Genomic DNA, 18,394 nt, shown 5'->3' on the forward strand with positions numbered 1-18,394 from the left:
TCGTGAGGCAGCGATGACTGAGCGGCGATTCGCTGGCGGTCATCGACGGCAACGACCGAGCGGCGATGTCGCTAGCGGTCATCCGCGGCGGCTCAAGCGATCGGTCCGGCTCGCCGATGCGGGCCCACTACTCGATGTCGATCGAGTGTGCGTCGTCGTCCGGCTCGTGCTTCGGGAGCCGTATCGTCAGGATACCGTTGTTGACGCTCGCTTGAACCCCGTCGGCGTCGACCGGTTCGGGCACGCGAAGCTGCCGGCTGAACGACTGCGTCTTCCGCTCGCGCCGGATGTAGTTCTCCTCGTCGCCACCGATCTCCTGTCGATGCTCTCGTTCACCGGACACGGCCAGCGTCTGGCCGGAGAGACGCAGTTCGAGGTCGTCGCTCTCGTAGCCGGGGACATCGATGGTGACGACGAATTCGTCGCCCTCGTCGGCGAGGTCCAGACTCGTCTCCGCGCCGCTCATCGAGAGATCGAGCTGACTTCGGTCGTCAACCTGTGATTCCCACGATCGGGCCGCCGTTTCGATCTGGCGGTTCAGTCGGTCGAGCAAGTCGTCGATACCGTCGAACGGGCGGGGTCGGTCTGCCATGGTATCACCTATCGAATATAGGGGGTCGACGGCGAAAAAGGCCACTCTCGGACGGTGTGACTGTCCCGCACGCGAACGTGTTAGTACGGGGACTTGCGGCAGAACCGAGGGGTGGGCTGGTCGTTTTTAGGCTGCCCGCCGTACCGACGAGTATGACGGACGCACTATTCGTCGTGAGCGAAGAAGGGTACTGGGGAGAGGAATGCGTCGAGCCGCTCGAGACGCTCTCGGACGCGGGCGTCGAGATCACGGTCGCGACGCCGTCGGGAAGTCCGCCGGTCATCGACGAGCGATCGCTCGATCCGGAGCAGGTCGGCGAGGAGACCGCCGAACACGTCCGCGAGGTAGCGGAGAACGACGAGCGACTGAACGATCCGATTCCGGTCGCACAGGCCGACGCTGAGGGGTACGACGCCGTCGTCTTCCCCGGCGGTCACGGCACCGCGTGGGACATCAATCAGGACAAACACGCCCGCAAACTCCTCCGGGACATCGTCGAGGGCGACGGCAAGGCGCTCGTCGTCTGTCACGCCGTCGGCATGCTCGGGTTCGCCCGCGACAGCCACGGGGCGTTCATCGTCAACGGACGCGACGTGACCGGGTTCCCGAACGAGTGGGAGGAGGGCATCGTCGACGAGGCCGACCGCATGCCCGACGGCCGGAAACTGCCCTACTGGACCGAGGAGGAAGTCGAAGCGGCCGGCGGTAACTGGGACGCCGAACTCGATTCGGACACCAGCGTCACTGTCGACGGCGACCTGATCACCGCCCGCGGCCCCGAATCCTCGAGCGCCGCGGCCGAGACCCTCCTCGAGGAACTCGATATCGAACTCGAGGCCTGAACGGACCGTCGTTCGATCCGTTGCGATCGCTTTTTCATCCCGCGTCCACTCCGTGAACCGGACACGGTAGTTCTCATTTCGCCGCTCTGACAACCCCAAGGCTATTTTTACCTGTTCGTGTTGATCGATTCACATGCCGGCAATACGAACGCGGGGACTCACGAAACGCTACGGTGCCGGCGACGAAGCCGTCGTTGCCCTCGAGGAGTTAGACCTCGAGGTCGCGGAAGGGGAGGTATTCGGCTTTCTCGGGCCGAACGGTGCCGGAAAAACGACTACGATCGACCTGCTCCTGGATTTCGTCCGGCCGAGCGAGGGGTCCGCGACCGTCCTCGGCTACGACACCCGGGACGAGACGGACGCGGTCCGCGACCGCGTCGGCGTCCTGCCCGAAGGGTTCGACCTCTGGAATCGCTCGTCGGGGTACCGACACCTCGAGTTCGCGATCGAGTCCCAGGACGGCCAGCGGGAGCCGGACGCGCTCCTCGAGCGCGTCGGCCTCGACCGAGCGGACGGACGGCGGCCGGTCGGGGACTACTCGAAGGGGATGAGTCAGCGGCTCGCGATGGCGATGGCGCTCGCGGGCGATCCGGACCTCCTCGTCCTCGACGAGCCGTCGGGCGGGCTCGATCCCCACGGCATTCGGACGATGCAGGAGATCGTCCGCGACGAGGCCGAGCGGGGGACGACCGTCTTCTTCTCGAGTCACATCCTCGGCCAGGTAGCGGCGGTCTGTGACCGCGTGGGCATCCTGGACGACGGCGAACTGGTCACCGTCGACACCATCGAGGGACTTCGCGAGGCGGCCGGCGTCGGCTCGCGACTCGTCGTCGAGATCGCAGGCGAACCCGGCGAGCCGATCACCGACCTGACCGCGATCGAGGGGGTGACCGACGTCTCCCGGGAGACCGACGGGTTGCACGTCGCCTACACCGATCCGCGCGCCAAGGCGACGATCGTCCACCGACTCGTCGAGTCCGACGCGGCTGTGCTCGACTTCGACGTCGAGGAGGCAACGCTTGAGGATCTGTTCGCGGCGTTTACCGGAGCCGGAAGCGGGTCGGAGTCGGCCCTCGAGGCCGAGCGCCGAGCCGAGCCGGACGTGCGAATCGAAGACGGGAGCGAGGCGGATCGGTCGCTCGAGGCGAGCGAGGCACAACGCGCCTCGGAGAGCGAATCGACCCGCGAGACGGGCGAGGGGGCGGACCGATGACATGGGTCGCGATCGCGCGGAAGGACTTCGAGGACGTCGTCCGCTCGCGGATGGTCTGGGGGATCACCGCGATCTTCCTGCTCCTGATGGGGATCGTGACGCTCGGCGCGTCGGCCCAGATCGAGGATCCGAGCGCGACGGACGTCATCTTCTTCTTCACGAACGTCGGCGGCCAGATATTCGTCCCCATCATCGCCCTTGTCGTCGGCTACATGGCGATCGTCGGGGAACGCCAGTCCGGCAGCCTCCGGATCCTGTTCGGGCTCTCCCACAACCGCCGCGACGTGCTCTTCGGAAAACTCGCCAGTCGCACTGGCGTCATCGTCGTCGCGACGCTCGTGGCCTGCGCCTTCGCTGCCGCCCTCATGATCGCCCTGTTCGGCTCGCTGCCCGTCGGGACCGTCCTGGGGTTCGTCGCCCTGACGCTCCTGCTCGGGGCCGCCTTCACCGGTATCGCCGTCGGCGTCTCGGCGATGACCGACACCCGAATGCGGGCGATGGGGGGCGCGATCGGCAGCTACATCCTTTTTACCATGCTCTGGCATCCGCTGATCGCCGGCGTCCACTACCTGCTCGAGGGGGAACTCGTCGGGCTCGAGGCCCCGACGTGGTACCTCTTCGCGCTCCGATTGAACCCGCTCGAGGCCTACCGACAGGCCGTGGCCTCGCTGATCGACGCCTACGTGCCGGCGCTGGTCGGCTGGGAGAACATCGTCGAGGACGTGCCCGGGGGCTCGTTCCAGGAGGGGACGCTCCTGACGGCGAACCGCGTCGCCGGGGAGGTCCCGTTCTACCTGACGGAGTGGTTCGCCGCCGTCGTCCTGCTGGTCTGGATCGTCGTCCCGGTCGCGATCGGCTACCGGCGCTTCGAGCGGGCCGATCTGAACTGACCGGCTCGAGGCAACTGACCGAATGCGGTGGCGCACGCGGGGTCGCGGCGAACGAACAGTGAGCCGCGACCCGAATTCGTGCGAGGGACGAGCGAGCGACCGTGGGAGTGAGCGAGTCGGCTGGGGAGGGCGTGGAAATCCCTTGTCGCCGCGTGAGCAGAACGCTCGTCGTCGGTTCCGTCCGGAGGCAGTCGTCGTGGGTTCGTCGTTCCGTTCCACGTATCTGCCGATCACTTGCCGCGAATCAGTCCCTTTTTACACGCAGACGGGGAATCACCTCCTATGAGCTTCGAGGAAGACGATCGCGTCGTCCTGCACGACGAGCACAGCGAGTTCGACGGCGAAACCGGCACCGTCTCCCAGACCATGGAGTCGATGTTCGGCGACGTTACCTACACCATCAGCTTCGACGACGGCCAGGAGGCCGGCGTCCCCGAGGACGACCTCGAGGCGGCCGACGAAGCCGACGAGGCCGACGCCGAAGACGCCGACGAGGAATAAGCACCGTTCGCGGGCCGGATCGCCGCTCGAGCCCCCGTCACCATCGCGCCCGCACCGACCACACCGAATTTCGAATCGCAGATGCCACAAATACCGCTTCACTACGTCGATTTACGGACGTTCTGCTACGCCACCGAGGACGAAAAGCGCGTCGAGGAGGCGCTCCGAACCTTCCTCCCCGACGGCGACGACGACGAGCCGTTCGAACTCGAGCGCACCGAGAGCGAGGGCCACTACGGCGACCGCATCCTCGTCCTCTCCGCGCGCGTCGAGAACGCCGACGACGTCCGTCACGTCCTCTCCCGGTTGGCCGACCTCGAGAGCTTCGAGGACCTGATCGACGAACTCGACGAGCGGGTCACCGAGAACACCGAACTCTTCTTGCGCCTCGACAAGCAGGCGGCCTTCGCGGGCGACGTCCGCCTCGGGCAGGGCATCACCTTCCGCGGGAAGGTCGAGGCCTACCCGGCGAAGAAGGAACGGGCCGTCGAGAACGCCGAAGAAGTCCTCGAACGACTGCGCGAACAGGACTGACTATCCCGGCGTTCGTCGGAGCCGTTCGTCCCATTTCTGCACTTTGAGCCGATCTCGACGTCTCTCACCGGTCTCGAACAGTCGTCCGACCCCCGTTCGACCGAACGTAATCGTCCGGGTGCGAAGCGCTTTTGACTGGCCAGTCAGTAAGTTTGTGTAGACATATTCTGAATGACGGACGAGACGATCGACGATCTGATGGACGCGACGTATCGCGCGCTCTGCAAGCACGGCTACGCGGAGTTGACGATGCAGGACATCGCCGAGGAATCGACCAAGAGCAAGGGCACCCTTCACTATCACTTCGAGGGGAAACGGGATCTCCTCGAGTCCTTTCTCGAGTATCTCTTGGACCGGTTCGAGGAGCGAACCGAGACGATTCCCGGCGAGACGCCGGCCGAGCGACTCCACGCGTTCCTCGACGAGTTGCTGACGCCGTCGGACGATGAGTCGGCCGAGGAGTTCCGGACGGCGATCCTCGAGATCAAGGCCCAATCACCGTACAACGAGGCCTACCGGGAGCAACTGGCCGAGTTCGATCGCACCCTCCACGATCGCATCGAGGAGCTCATCGCGGACGGCCTCGAGTCGGGGGCGTTCCGCGAGGACGTGGATCCGGACGAGACGGCCGACTTCCTCGTGACGCTGTTCCACGGTGCGCAGACGCGAGCGACCGCGGTCGACCGCCCGCCCGAGCGGACCCGCCAGTACGTCCACGCGTACATCGACGAAACCCTGCGCCCGGACGGGGCGTCCGGTGAGGACGCGCCGACCGAGAATAACGGAGAGAACCGCGAATGAGCCTGCTAGATCGGATTTCCGAACTCTTCAAGGGCCGCGACGAGTTCGATCTCACCTCGGGCGACATCGCGGGACCGCTGTTCTATCTGTCGCTGCCGATCATCGTGACGAACCTGTTGCAGACGGCCTACAACCTCATCGACACGTTCTGGCTGGGCCAGTACAGCACCGAAGCGCTCGCGGCAATCAGCTTCGCGTTCCCGATGGTCTTCCTGCTCATCTCCGTCGGGATGGGGCTGTCGGTCGCCGGGAGCGTCCTCGTCGCCCAGCACATCGGTGGGGACGAGGAATCGGCGGCCGAGTACGCCGCTTCCCAGACCGTCGCGCTGTCGCTGCTCGGCGCGGTCGGGCTCGGACTCGTCGGCTACGTCTTCGTCGAGGAACTGCTCGGCCTCCTCGGCGCGTCGCCGGACGTGTTGCCGCTGGCGACCGACTACATGCAGGTCATCACGCTCGGGATGCCCTTCATGTTCGGCTTCTTCGTCTTCATCGCGCTCATGCGAGGCTACGGGGACACGATCACGCCGATGCTCGTGATGTTCGGCTCCGTCCTCCTGAACGTCGTCCTCGACCCGTTCCTGATCTTCGGCTGGGGGCCGTTTCCCAGACTCGGGATCGAAGGCGCGGCGATCGCCACGGTCTTCTCCCGCGCGCTCGCGCTCGTCGTCGGACTGGCGATCATGTTCCGCGGGGCGCGCGGCGTTCGGATTCGGCTCCGCCAGATGCGTCCGGACCTCTCCTTCGCCAAGAAACTCGTGACGATCGGATTTCCGGCGTCGATCGAGGGAATGGGACGCGCACTGTCGATCAATCTGTTACTGGTGATCGTCGGCCTGTTCCCCACCTACGTCGTCGCCGCCTACGGGATCGGCACGCGCGTGTTCTCGGTCATCTTCCTCCCGGCGATCGCGGTCGCCCGCGGCGTCGAGACGATGACCGGACAGAACGTCGGTGCCGACAAACCGGAGCGCGCGGAGGCCGCAGCGAGCTTCGCCGCCCGCACGATGTTCGTCGTCCTCGGAGCGCTGGGCGTCGTAGCGTGGCTCGGCGCACGGCCCATCACCGCCGTCTTCACCAACGACCCCGAAGTCATCGAAGTCGGGGTCACCTTCCTCCGGTACGTCGCCCCGTCGTTCGGCTTCATCGGCGTGATGCGGGCCTACAACGGCAGCTTCCGCGGGACCGGCAAGACGCTCACCGCGGCGGCGATCGTCCTCGTGACCTACGGCATCGTCCGGCTCCCGATCGCCTACGGGCTCTCGCAGACGGCGATGGAGTACCGCGGCATCTGGCTCGCCTTCGCCGCCTCGAACGTCGTCGGTGCCGGCCTCGCCTACGGCTGGTACCGACGGGGAACGTGGCGAGACGCCGACGTCACCGAGGGCCCGGCGGGGCCGACGATCGGCGACGACATCGAGCCCAGTACCGACGACTGACTCCCCTGTCCAGTAAAGTGGGTGTGTGCCGTCACAACCGACCGAGCCGCGTTTCGAGAGGTGAACGAGCCGTGAGTCGACACTGGCAGGTCCGCAATCGGACCGGACGAGGCGTTCGATCGATGAGCGAGAGAGGGGTGTAACCAGATGGTCGAAGCCGTCAACATCGATATTCTGAGCCTCCTGCTCGTTCTCTCGGTCGCGTGGGTGTTCGGCGCGCTCGCCGAGCGCCTCGGCTACCCGACGATGATGGGTGAGCTGTTCGCCGGCATCGCCTTCGGACCCCCACTGCTCGGACTCTTGCGCCCCTCGGAGCTCCTCTCGGTCCTCTCGGAGCTCGGCGTGTTCCTCCTCATGGTCTACGTCGGTCTGGAGGTCGACCTCCGCGAACTGTTCAAGCTCGGTCCGCAGTCGCTGCTGATCGCCTTCGGTGCCTTCGTCATCCCGTTCGGCCTCGGCTACGCGGCTGGCGTCTGGCTCGGCGTCTCCGTCGGCGCGTCGCTCTTCCTCGGACTCGCGATGGCCGCCACGTCGCTGGCCACGAAGTCCCGGATCCTCGCCGACCTCGAGCTGCTGGACACCCGAATCGCGAACGTGTTGCTCGGCGGCGCGCTCGCGTCGGACGTGGGCGTGCTCATCGCGTTCGCCGGCGTCGACAGCTACGTGACGGCGGGCGCGCTCGACCCGACCGAGATCGGGACGATACTCCTGCAGGCGGTCGGCTTCTTCGCGATCACGCTCCTGATCGGGTATCGGTTTCTCCCCGTCGCGTGGCGGTATATCGAGCGCCAGCGCGAGCGGTACGGGTTCGTCGACCGGACGACTGCCTTTACCTTCGCCCTGCTCGTCTCCCTGCTGTTCGCCCACCTCGCGACGCTGGCGGACCTCCACATGATCATCGGCGGGTTCGTCGCGGGGATGTTCCTCCGGCAGGCGGACGTCGAGCCCGGGCTCTACGAGCACATGCATACGGTCATGTACGACCTCGCGATGGGGCTGTTCGCCCCGATCTTCTTCGTCACGGTCGGCTTCCAGATCACGTTCGGCGTCTTCTTCGATTCGTTCGTCGTCCTCGCGGGTCTGGTCGCGATCGCCTTCCTCGGGAAGATCATCGGTTCGTGGCTGTTCTCGCTGCCGACGTCGCTCTCCTCCCGGGAGGGACTGGTTGTCGGCTTCGGCATGAACGGCCGCGGCACCGTCGAGATCATCATCGCGCAGGTCGCCTTCGAAGCCGGAGTCATCGACGCCGAAATGTTCTCGATCCTCGTGTTCATCGCGATCTTTACCACCGCGCTCGTCCCCGTCACCGTCACCTGGGGCGTGCGCCTGCTCGAGGCGCGAGACGAACTCGTCTACGTCGATACGGCGGCGACGACCGAGGACTGACACCGGTTCCGTCCCGCCGACGCCGCACGTCCCGACTGTCCGGTGACGCGCGAGCGGGGCGTTTTTGCCGCCCGCGCCAGCAGGTAGGGGTATGCAAGTCCACGTCGTGGGTGACGATCCGGTCCGCGAGGCGATCGTCACCGCGCTCGATGACGTCGATATCGGTGTCCGCGACGCCGAGCCGTCGGCTCTCACGGACGCTCGCTTCGCGGTCGTCAGCGACGTCGCCGGCTCGCCGACGTTCGAACGGGCGAACGAGGCCGCCCGCGCGGGCGGAACGCCCTGGATCGCCGTCGAGATCGGTGGGGTCGGCGGGCAGCCGCTCCCGGCCGTCGACGCCGCGATCTCCGGATTCGCACCCGCAACGGGTTGTTTCGACTGTCTCCGCGCGCGCGTCGCGTCGAATCTCGAGGAGCGGGCGGACGGCCCGCAGGCCGGCCGGAGCGAAGCGCGATTCGCCGGCGCGGTCGCCGGCCGGGAGTGCGTGCGCGTCCTCTCCGGCGACGAGCGATCGATCGTGGGACACGTGCTCGAGGTTCCCCACGCCCGACGCCGGTTCCTGCCCGTTCCCGGCTGCGAGTGTGGCGGCGGCGACCGGGACCGCTCGCTCGAGCGCGACGCGGAGACGCTCGCTCTCGACGCCGCGGTCGAACGCGCCGAAGGGGCGATCGACGAGCGCGTCGGCCCCATCACGAGTATCGGCGAGATCGAGTCGTTCCCGGCCCCCTACTACCTGTCGACGGTCGCGGACACGACCGCCTACAGCGACGCCAGCGCGCCGCGACAGGCCGCCGGCGTCGCGATCGACTGGAACGCCGCGCTGATGAAAGCCGTCGGCGAGGGGCTCGAGCGCTACTGCGCCGGCGTCTACCGCAAGGACGACTTCGTCCGCGCGAGCGAGGACGCCCTCGAGAACGCGGTCACCCCGACGGCGCTCGTCCGGCCGGACGACGCGCCGACCTATGACGCGGGCGACGAGCACCGCTGGGTTCCGGGCGAGGACCTCATGACCGGCGAGCGAGCGCATCTGCCCGCCGCGGCGGTCCAGTTCCCCCAGCCCGGCGAGTCGCTCGTCCCGGCGATCACGACCGGACTGGGGCTGGGCTCCTCGACGGTCGACGCGCTGGTCTCCGGGCTGACGGAGGTCATCGAGCGCGACGCGGCGATGCTCGCGTGGTACTCGACGTTCGACCCGCTCGGTTTGTCGGTCGAGACGGATGCCTTCGATGCGCTCGAGCGACGCGCCCGGAGCGAGGGGCTGTCGGTGACGCCGCTGCTCGTCACGCAGGATATCGACGTCCCGGTCGTCGCCGTGGCGGTTCACCGCGAGCCGGACGCCCTCGAGGATCGAGAGATCGCGGCCGGCGACAACTCCTGGCCGGCCTTCGCCGTCGGCTCGGCGGCCGGGCTCGACGCCGCGGCGGCCGCGACGTCGGCGCTCGAGGAGGCGCTGCAAAACTGGATGGAGCTGCGGAGCCTCGGTCCCGAGGACGCCGACGACGCCGGCGGAGAAATCGGTGCGTACGCGTCGTTCCCGGAGCGCGCGCGAGCGTTCGTCGACACCGAGCGAACGGTCTCGGCGACGAGCGTCGGTCCCGATCCCGCGCCGACCGGTAGCGATCGGCTCGAGGCGCTGTGTTCGCGGACGGCCGACGCCGGACTGACGCCGTACGCGGCGCGGCTGACGACCCGCGATATCGAGTCGATCGGGTTCGAGGCCGTCCGGGTGCTGGTTCCAGGCGCGCAACCGCTGTTCACCGGCGAGCCGTTCTTCGGCGAGCGAGCGCGGACCGTCCCGAACGACCTCGGCTTCGAACCGCGCCTCGAGCGGCTGTTCCACCCCTACCCCTGACCGCTGTCATCGTTCGCGCTCGTTACTCGTTGGTCGAGGTATCGTTCTCGTTGCTCGGCGCGTCGGTATCGGTCGTTTCGGCGTCGCTCGGACTGGATTCGTTCGGTGCTGGCCCGTCCGGGTCGGAATCGGGAGTCGGACCGGGTTCGTCCGTCCCTCCGCCCCGCTGGACGTCCAGTACGAGGTCGTCGTCGGTGATCCGGACGTTCACGAGCTTGGTGTTCGGCGTGATCGTGGCCTCCCTGAACGCTAGTTCTTCACCGTCCCGTCCGTACTTGACCACGCGGAGGATCTGTTCGGTCGCATCGAGGTGCGGGGGCGACGCCGACTGGTTCGCCGTGACCGTGTAACTCTCGTCGTAGGTCTGCCGGTCCGTCCCGGACTCGTAGGCCTCGAGCGTGAGGTCGTAGTGGCGCTCGGCTTCGCTGTGGATCTCGATGGGAACCAGCCCCTGGAAACTCCCCTGATAGTGCTCCTCGAGCGCCTCGAGACAGCCCGAGAGCCCGACGGTCGCGGCCACCCCGGCGGTCCGAAGTACCGTACGGCGGTTCACGTGTGGGCCTCAGGGTCGGACGACCGTATGCGTTACTCTTCGGCTGAGACGCGGCGGACAGCGGCCTCCGCTCGGTTCCGCGTCAGTCTCGGCCCCGAGTCACGCGAGCCGACGACCGCTCGAGCGATTCGTCACTGGCCGTCTCGATCCGTCTCCGCGCCGCTCGACCTCGGCTGTCATCCACACCCACGGGACTTTTGTCCCGAGAGACGAACGCCCACGCATGGAGAAAGTCGCAATCGACGACGTCGATATCGAAATCAATCCGATGGAAGTCCACTCAGTGCGACGGCCGATCTCCGACGCGCTCGGGTTTTCGGACTTCGCGATGAACTACTTCGAACTCGAGTCCGGCGAGTCCTTTTCGGGCGGGATGCACACCCACCACGACCAGGAAGAGGTCTTCTACGTCCAGGAGGGAACCGCGACGTTCGACACGGAGGAGGGCGAGGTCACCGTCGACGAGGGCGAGGTGATCCGGTTCGAGCCCGGCGACTTCCAGCACGGCTACAACGACACCGACGAGCGGGTCGTCGGCTTCGCCTTCGGCGCGCCCAAGTCCAAACACGACTGGGACCAGATCGAGTCGCTGGTCTACTGCCAGGACTGCGAGGAGGAGCTCGGCCACGGCCTCGAGTTCACCGACGACGGCGCATTCCGACTGACCTGTACTGAGTGCGGGAACGCGTTCGTTCCGCAGTAACTCGAGTCGACAGCGTCGGGTCACGGGTCCGTCGATCGAACGCGCTCGGAGCCGCGGCCCTCGTGCTCGAGCGAGGAGGGGAAGCTTGTTGACGAGGGGCCGATATCATCGACGTATGCCTGTCCAAGACGGTTCGGATGAGGGAATCGACACGACGCTGTTCGTGACCGTGTCCGGCCCACCGGGCTGTGGCGCGACGACGCTGTGTGAGCGACTCGCCGACGCGATGGGCTGTCCGTACGTCTCCGGCGGCGACATCTTCCGCGAACTCGCGGAGGATCGGGACATGAACCTCAACCAGCTGACCGCGAAGGCCGACGAATCCGACGAGATCGACCGCGCGTTAGACCAGCGACTCCAACAGATCGCCGAGAAGTGGGGCATGGCGAATAAACCGTTTATCCTCGAGTCGCGGCTGGCGGGCTGGCTCGCCGGCGAACGCGCGGACCTGCGGATCTGGCTCGACGCGCCCGAGGACGTCCGACTCGACCGTATCAACGATCGCATGGAGACCGATGCGGAGATGCGCGTTCGAGAGGTCAGCGAGGCCGGTCGATACCAGTCGCACTACGAGATCGACATCGGTAACCGGACGTTCTACGACCTCCACATCAACACTGCGCGATGGAGCAAGACCGGCGTGTTCACGCTCGTCCGGGCCGCGATCGAAGAGTACGATCCGGAACTCGACGAGGGGTCGTTCACGACCCCGTCCATGGACGTCTAGGGTCACGCCCGCTCCGGCCGCCGGCGAACCACACGGCTGATCGACCTCGAGCGACTCAGCCTGCAGTTCGGCCGACTGCTTCCGGCCGTATCGACGGATATCGAGTGAGATTACGCCCGGTTCGTCGATAAGTTGTTCTTACTCGCTCGTGGCCGCCGTACTGTCGAATCATTCAAATAGCAGTCCGTATTTTCGTGTGTGCTATAGGGCTATGGCGGTTGATACCAATAGTAACGGTGTCGTCGATCGGGACGGACGTCTCGGTCGCGGCGCGAGCGACCGGGTGCGTCAGTCGGATGTGCGCGAACCGCAATCTAGCACGGAGATCCGCCGTGCTGCACGGGAGGGATCCCGGAACGGGGACGGGAGGGGATAGTATGGCCCGAAACACGCTGATGACAGTGATCGGCGTTCTCGCAGTCGGGGCGCTGCTCACGGCGAGCCTCGGCTGGTATCGCGTGTTTTCCTACGTCGCCGGAGCGTTCATCCTCGCGGTCGTCGCCGGTGCATCGACCGAACACCGCGGCTCCGTTCTCGAGCCGTACACCGGCCTCATCGGTGGGCTCGCGGGCATGTTCCTCGTCGGACTCACGGGGATCTGGCTGCTGTGGAACCCGGGCGTCACGAGCTATACATACGTGCTCGGCGTGCCGATGCCGACGCTCGTCTACTTCGTGCTCCTGTGGCTCGCGCCGGCGTTCGCGGCGATCTACTACTCGTTGATTTTCGACCGGATCGGCAGCGAGGCGATCGTCGACGACATCATCGACGAGGCTCGAGACCGACAGCGGGACGCGGAACTTCCCCTTGCACCCCGTCAGATCGACAGGACGACGGGAACGGACGGACTCGACGGCACGGCCGACGTGGAGGGAGACGATGATTGACGGACCCGCGCTCTCGTCGGGGCCGCTGCAAACCGAAGGGATCCCGGTCGCGGACGATCCGATCATCCTCGGGTTCGGCGCGACGTACTTGTTGATCGTCGTTCTGATCGGCGTGTGGGGATACATGCGCACGCAGACGACCGGGGACTTCCTCATCACTGGGAAGAGCATCGGAACCTGGGTGCTCGCGATGACCGCGTTCTCCGTCATCCAGTCCGGCTTCGGCTTCGTGGGCGGCCCCGAACTCGTCTACGAGTTCGGAACGACGTCGCTCTGGATCTTCTTTACCGCGCCGCTCGGCTTTCTCATCACCTGGGTCGTCCTCGCCAAGCGGCTGCGATTGCTCGCGGACATCAGAAACGTCCTGACGCTGGCCGACGGGATGTACGTCCGCTACGAGAGCGACTGGGTCCGCGGGCTCACCGGGCTCGCAGTCATCGTCGGCGTGATCGCCTATCTGGCGACCAACCTCGCGGCGCTGCAGTTCGTCATGCGTGCGATCTTCGGGATCCCGGTCATCTGGGGACTGCTCGGCGGCGCGCTCATCCTGTTGCTGTACAGCATGCTCGGTGGAATGATCGCCGGCGTCTGGACGGACTTCCTGCAGGCGCTGACGATGATCACCGGCGCGGTGTTCGTCTTCGCCTACGCCATGTCCTTCGGCGGCGGAATGGAGACGATCTCCCGCAATCTCGCGACCGCCGATCCGGCCCTCGTCTCGCCGTTCGGCGCGATGGGCGGCGCGACGACGGCCATCCTCGTCGGCGTCGCGTGGTGGATCCTCTTCTCGGTCGGCTCCGCCGGCCAGCCCCACCTGATCACGAAATTCTACATGAGCCGCAACCTCGAGATCCTGAAGTGGGGCGCGCCGATCGCCGCTCTCTCTTACGCCGTCTCGAGCCTGATCGCCTTCTCGGCGGGGCTCTCGATGCGCTCGATGGTCGAGGCCGGCGAGATTCAGGAGACGTTCAGCGCGAGCGAAGTCGGCCCCGTCTTCGTCCTCGAGTATACACCGAGCGTCGTCGCCGGACTCATCCTCGCGGCGCTGCTCGCTGCGATCATGTCGACGAGCGACTCGTTTCTCAACATCGGTGCAGCGGCCATCTCTCGGGACATTCCGCGAGCGATGGGCAAGCCGATCGAGGACGACAAGACTGAACTTCGGGTCACGCAGGGGGCGCTGGCCGGCCTGACGATCCTCGCGACGGGCGTCGTCTACTTCTCCGACGCCCTGGTGGGGATCCTCGGAACGATCGGCTGGGGCTTCTTCGCCGCGGCGTTCGTCCCCATCGCCGTCTTCGGAATGAACTGGAAGGGCGCGACGAAGTGGGGCGCGATCGTCGCGATCCTCGGCGGACTCGCCGTCAACGTCGTCTACAGCGCCGTGCCGATGGCCGCGGACGTCGCCGGCTACGGGGCCCTCGCCGATGGGATCATGTCGACCTACCCCTACCCGGACGTGTTCCCGGTCGGCACCGTCGCACTGCTCGTCGCGATCGTCCTGTTCATCGGCGTCTCGCTCGCGACGCAGGACGGCGACGAACTGCCCGCGGACCTCCACGCACTGCTCGAGCGCTGATCGATGAACTCCGATCCCACGACTCGTTCGCCCGACGAACACACCGATTTCGAGCCGAACGCGGCCGACCCCACGATGCCGACCGAGACCATCATCGCCCGGCTTACGCACTGGTTCCGCCAGCGACCGAACTCGATCGAGTTCTGGGAGCTGGTCCTGACCGACGAGCGGCTGCTGTGGTGTTTCGTCGGCGAGTCCTATCGATCGCTGCTCTTGCGAGCGGACATGGGCGAACGCGACCGAGACGTGGTCGCAGAGCTGCCGCCCGACGCCGTCGCGACCTACGACGAGCGGAACGTCGCCGTTCCGCTCGAGGCCCTCGAGCGACTCCGCCTCGTCACCGGGACGCGGCTCCGCCGAGCGCGACTCGTCGTCGAATGGCGATCGGACGACGACCCCGAGTCCGAGGAGCGGACGCTGTACCAGTCGCGAACCGCAGACCCGCAGCGGGACCTCGTGACCGAACTGGAGTCGGATCCGCGACTCGAGGACGTCGACGTAACCGTCGAGACGCCGCGGTTCCCACGCCTCTGATACCGGTCTCCCGTGTCGACCACCTCGCCCGACCGTTTATCCCGAACTCCGTCGTACGATGTGCTATGACGTGGCACGTCACGCTCGGTGAGGACTCGTACGACGCAGCTTGCGAGTCGTTCGCGTGGAACGTTCCGCCGGATTTCAACGCCGCGACCGATCTAGTGGGCAAGCATTCGGACGGTGACCGGCCGGCGCTCTTTCAGGCGTATCCGGACGGTCGCCGGGAGACGTACACCTTCGACGACCTCGATCGGCGATCGAACGCCGTCGCGAACGCCCTCGAGTCGATGGGCGTCGACCGTGCGGATCGAGTCGCGGTCGTCGTTCCGCAGAAACCGGAAAACGTCCTCACGCATCTCGCCTGCTGGAAGCGCGGCGCGATATCGCTCCCGCTATCGGTGCTGTTCGGCGACGACGCCCTGCGCTATCGCCTGCGGGACAGCGAGGCTCGAGTCGCCGTCGTCGACGCCGCCCAGTGGGAGACGATCCGCGCCGTCGCACCCGACTGTCCCGCCCTGGAGCACGTACTGGTCGTCGACGCCGATCCGGCGGCAGCGCGCGTCGGCGAGGCCGACGTCCGAACGTTCGAGGGAGCGGTCGACGGTCGCTCGAGCGAGTACGAGACCGTCGAGACGGACGCCGACACGCCCGCGATCATCATGTACACGAGCGGGAGTACCGGCGATCCGAAGGGCGTTCTCCACACCCACGACGTCTGGGTCGGCCACTGTCCGGCGTTTTCCATGTACTTCGAACGAGACGTCCGCGGCGACACGGTCTACTGGACGCCCGCCGACTGGGCGTGGATCGGCGCGCTCGGCGACCTCGTCTTCCCTGCATGGCACTACGGCCGGCCGGTGGTCGGCTATCCGATGGGATCGTTCGACCCCGAGACGGCGTTCGAAATCGCCGCGGAGTTCGACGTCACGAACGCCTTCGTCCCGCCGACGGCGATCCGGATGCTCATGACGGTCGACGAGCCGACCGAGCGGTACGACCTCTCGCTCGAGGCGATCTGTTCGGGCGGCGAACCGCTGACGAGCGAGATCCTCGAGTGGGCCGACGAGGAACTCTCGGGAACGGTCATCAACGAACTGTACGGGCAGACGGAGGCGAACCTGCTGGTCACGAACTGTCGCGACTGGTTCCCCGCGAGACCGGGGAGCATGGGAAAACCCGTCCCGGGCCACGACGTCGCAGTCATCGATCCGGACAGCGGCGACCCCGTCGAACCGGGAGAAATCGGGGAAATAGCCGTTCGACGGGGCGACGATCCCGTGATCTTCGAATCGTACTGGAACGCGCCCGAGAAGACGGCGGCGGTGACCCTCGAAGACGGCCCGGGCGGCGGTGTCTGGCACCGCACCGGCGATCTGGCCGAGCGGGACTCCGCCGAGGAAACCTCGGCTGATCCCCGAGAAGCGACGAGCGCTTCTCGGGACGAGGACGGCTACATCTGGTTCGTCTCGCGCGATGACGACCTCATCATCACGAGCGGCTACCGCGTCGCGCCCCGGGAGGTCGAGGAGGCGATCCTCGAGCACGCGGCCGTCGAACAGGTCGGCGTCGTCGGGATCCCCGACGAAACCCGCGGCGAGATCATCAAAGCGGTCGTCCAGCCGGTCGCGGGGGAGACGGGATCGGACGAGTTACGGACTGAGATCCGCGATCACGTCCGTGAAACGGTCGCGGCGTACGAGTACCCGCGCGAAATCGAATTCGTCGACGAACTACCGACGACCACGACGGGGAAAATTCGGCGGACGGAACTGATCTGAGTCGCTCCTCGAGTGTCGTGCCGGGTCGGCGCGTCTTATTCGCTGTCGGGCGAGTAGTTCGGCGCTTCGTCGGTGATCACGACGTCGTGAGCGTGGCTCTCGGCCTGTCCGGCCGGGGAGACGCGGACGAACTCGGAGCGCTCCTTGAAGTCGGGAATCGTCTCCGCGCCCACGTAGCCCATGCCCGACTGCATGCCGCCCGCGAGCTGGTGGAGTTCGGACTTGAGAGTGCCCTTGTACGGCGTCGCCGCCTCGACGCCCTCGGGGACGTACTCGTCTTCCTCCTCGGGCTCGTCCTTGAGGTATCGGTCGCCGTCGCCGGACTTCATCGCGCCGACCGAGCCCATGCCGCGGTACTGCTTGTACTTCTTGCCGTTCATCGTGACGACGCGGCCCGGTGCCTCGTCGGTGCCGGCGAAGTAGGAGCCGAGCATGACCGCGTCCGCGCCGGCGGCGACCGCCTTGATCGCGTCGCCGGAGTACCGAATACCGCCGTCCGCGATCACCGGCACGTCGTGTTCGGCGGCGACGTCCGCGACCTGTGCGACGGCCGTGATCTGGGGCATGCCGGAGCCGGAGACGATGCGCGTGGTGCAGATCGATCCCGGGCCGATGCCGACCTTGAGACCGTCCGCGAAGTCGACGAGGTCCTCGGCGGCCTCTCGAGTGCCGATGTTACCCACGACGACGTCCGCGTCGACGGACTCCTTGATCTCGCGAGCGCCCTCGATGACGTTCAGATTGTGCGCGTGTGCGGTGTCGATGAAGAGAACGTCCGCGCCGGCCTCGTCGGCGGCCTCGGCGCGCTCTTGCTCGAACGGGCTGACGGCGACGCCACAGCGCAGCCGGCCGTCCTCGTCGCGGACGGCCTCTTTGTACTCGCGGCGCTGGAGGATGCCCTGCATCGTGACCAGTCCCACGAGGAGGTTCTCGTCGTCGACGACCGGAACGCGCTCGATCTTGTGGTCGTACATCAACTCGAACGCGTCGCGCGAGTCGACGTTCTCGGGGGCCGTGATGACCTCGTCGGTCATCGCTTCGGTGACCGGGTCGTCCTCGTTGACCTCGAGGTGGGGCCGGATGTCGGTGCTCGAGATGATCCCCAGGACTTCGCCGTTGGTGTTGACGACGGGTGCGCCGCCGACGCCCTGCCGGGCCATCAGCTCGTCGACCTCGCGGACGGACATCTCGGGGTCGGCGGTAACGACCGAATCCAGCGGGATGATGAGTTCGTCGGCGCTCTTGACGCGGCCGATCTCCTCGACCATCCCGTCGATGTTCATGTTCCGGTGGAGGACGCCGAGGCCGCCGTGGCGGGCCATCGCAATCGCCATGTCGCTCTCGGTGACGGTGTCCATCGCCGCCGAGAGGATGGGGACGGAGACCTCGACGTTTTTCGAGACGCGGGACGTGAGGTCTGCGTCGTCGGGTTCGACGCGGCTCTCCTTGGGACGGAGAAGGACGTCATCGAACGTTAGCGCTTCCGGTACCTGCAGTTTCGAAGAATAGGGCTCGTGCTCTGGAACGTCGTTCGCCATGTAAACCGTCCGGACCCCCGGGCAAAAAGCGTTGCGAGATATATC

General features: G+C 66.6%; 18 protein-coding genes. 15 read left to right on the forward strand and 3 right to left on the reverse strand.

The genetic code is table 11. The features are described 5' to 3' along the window. Positions 1–127: 127 nt before the first annotated feature. Positions 128–592 carry an Hsp20/alpha crystallin family protein gene (locus LDH66_RS00205; RefSeq protein WP_226479072.1) on the reverse strand — a complete coding sequence of 155 codons (465 nt, stop codon included), beginning with the start codon at positions 590–592 and terminating at the stop codon, positions 128–130. A 152-nt stretch (positions 593–744) separates the two neighbouring features. Here LDH66_RS00205 and LDH66_RS00210 point away from each other — a divergent pair, with 152 nt between their 5' ends. From LDH66_RS00210 to LDH66_RS00250, 9 genes are all read left to right on the forward strand, one after another. After that, the gene (locus tag LDH66_RS00210; RefSeq protein ID WP_226479073.1) at positions 745–1,434 is read left to right on the forward strand and encodes a type 1 glutamine amidotransferase domain-containing protein; all 690 of its coding nucleotides are present in this window, start codon (positions 745–747) and stop codon (positions 1,432–1,434) included. Positions 1,435–1,567: 133 nt separating this feature from the next. After that, on the forward strand, positions 1,568–2,647 hold the full coding sequence (locus tag LDH66_RS00215; protein ID WP_226479074.1) for an ABC transporter ATP-binding protein: 1,080 nt from the start codon (positions 1,568–1,570) through the stop codon (positions 2,645–2,647). Further along, positions 2,644–3,537 carry an ABC transporter permease gene (locus LDH66_RS00220; protein ID WP_226479075.1) on the forward strand — a complete coding sequence of 298 codons (894 nt, stop codon included), beginning with the start codon at positions 2,644–2,646 and terminating at the stop codon, positions 3,535–3,537. The genes LDH66_RS00215 and LDH66_RS00220 overlap by 4 nt, the downstream gene beginning before the upstream one ends. Before the next feature lie 282 nt (positions 3,538–3,819). After that, positions 3,820–4,038 carry a DUF1918 domain-containing protein gene (locus LDH66_RS00225; protein WP_226479076.1) on the forward strand — a complete coding sequence of 73 codons (219 nt, stop codon included), beginning with the start codon at positions 3,820–3,822 and terminating at the stop codon, positions 4,036–4,038. Positions 4,039–4,119: 81 nt separating this feature from the next. After that, positions 4,120–4,572 carry an RNA-binding protein gene (locus LDH66_RS00230; RefSeq protein WP_226479077.1) on the forward strand — a complete coding sequence of 151 codons (453 nt, stop codon included), beginning with the start codon at positions 4,120–4,122 and terminating at the stop codon, positions 4,570–4,572. Between the two features lie 171 nt (positions 4,573–4,743). After that, positions 4,744–5,373, forward strand: a complete 630-nt coding sequence (locus tag LDH66_RS00235; protein ID WP_226479078.1) for a TetR/AcrR family transcriptional regulator — start codon at positions 4,744–4,746, stop codon at positions 5,371–5,373. Beyond that, positions 5,370–6,809, forward strand: a complete 1,440-nt coding sequence (locus LDH66_RS00240) for an MATE family efflux transporter (protein ID WP_226479079.1) — start codon at positions 5,370–5,372, stop codon at positions 6,807–6,809. Before LDH66_RS00235 ends, LDH66_RS00240 begins: the two co-directional genes overlap by 4 nt. 147 nt (positions 6,810–6,956) lie before the next feature. Beyond that, positions 6,957–8,195: a cation:proton antiporter gene (locus LDH66_RS00245; protein WP_226479080.1), complete on the forward strand. Its 1,239-nt coding sequence runs from the start codon at positions 6,957–6,959 to the stop codon at positions 8,193–8,195. A 91-nt stretch (positions 8,196–8,286) separates the two neighbouring features. After that, complete coding sequence (locus LDH66_RS00250; protein WP_226479081.1) at positions 8,287–10,047, forward strand: YcaO-like family protein; 1,761 nt, start codon at positions 8,287–8,289, stop codon at positions 10,045–10,047. A 22-nt stretch (positions 10,048–10,069) separates the two neighbouring features. On the opposite strand, the gene LDH66_RS00255 is transcribed toward LDH66_RS00250, so the two are convergent. After that, positions 10,070–10,567, reverse strand: a complete 498-nt coding sequence (locus tag LDH66_RS00255) for a hypothetical protein (RefSeq protein WP_226480928.1) — start codon at positions 10,565–10,567, stop codon at positions 10,070–10,072. Positions 10,568–10,823: 256 nt separating this feature from the next. On the opposite strand from LDH66_RS00255, the gene LDH66_RS00260 reads away from it, so the two are divergent. The 6 genes from LDH66_RS00260 (at position 10,824) to LDH66_RS00285 (ending at position 16,811) form a co-directional block, all read left to right on the forward strand. Continuing rightward, the gene (locus LDH66_RS00260) at positions 10,824–11,303 is read left to right on the forward strand and encodes a cupin domain-containing protein (RefSeq protein ID WP_226479082.1); all 480 of its coding nucleotides are present in this window, start codon (positions 10,824–10,826) and stop codon (positions 11,301–11,303) included. A 115-nt stretch (positions 11,304–11,418) separates the two neighbouring features. Beyond that, a complete protein-coding gene (gene cmk / locus LDH66_RS00265; protein ID WP_226479083.1) occupies positions 11,419–12,030 on the forward strand; it encodes a (d)CMP kinase in 612 nt (203 codons plus the stop codon). 377 nt (positions 12,031–12,407) lie between these two features. Beyond that, positions 12,408–12,917, forward strand: coding sequence for a hypothetical protein (locus LDH66_RS00270; RefSeq protein WP_226479084.1), 510 nt, complete (start codon positions 12,408–12,410; stop codon positions 12,915–12,917). Next, positions 12,910–14,496 (forward strand): sodium/proline symporter, encoded by a 1,587-nt coding sequence (locus LDH66_RS00275; protein WP_226479085.1) that lies wholly within the window; start codon positions 12,910–12,912, stop codon positions 14,494–14,496. The genes LDH66_RS00270 and LDH66_RS00275 overlap by 8 nt, the downstream gene beginning before the upstream one ends. Positions 14,497–14,571: 75 nt before the next feature. Then, positions 14,572–15,030 carry a hypothetical protein gene (locus LDH66_RS00280; protein ID WP_226480929.1) on the forward strand — a complete coding sequence of 153 codons (459 nt, stop codon included), beginning with the start codon at positions 14,572–14,574 and terminating at the stop codon, positions 15,028–15,030. Positions 15,031–15,095: 65 nt separating this feature from the next. Continuing rightward, positions 15,096–16,811 (forward strand): acetate--CoA ligase, encoded by a 1,716-nt coding sequence (locus tag LDH66_RS00285; RefSeq protein ID WP_226479086.1) that lies wholly within the window; start codon positions 15,096–15,098, stop codon positions 16,809–16,811. A gap of 35 nt (positions 16,812–16,846) precedes the next feature. Here the strand turns inward: LDH66_RS00285 and guaB are convergent, their stop codons facing one another. After that, complete coding sequence (gene guaB, locus LDH66_RS00290; RefSeq protein ID WP_226479087.1) at positions 16,847–18,349, reverse strand: IMP dehydrogenase; 1,503 nt, start codon at positions 18,347–18,349, stop codon at positions 16,847–16,849. Positions 18,350–18,394 lie beyond the last annotated feature (45 nt).

Source organism: Natrinema amylolyticum, assembly GCF_020515625.1.
Lineage (GTDB): Archaea > Halobacteriota > Halobacteria > Halobacteriales > Natrialbaceae > Natrinema > Natrinema amylolyticum.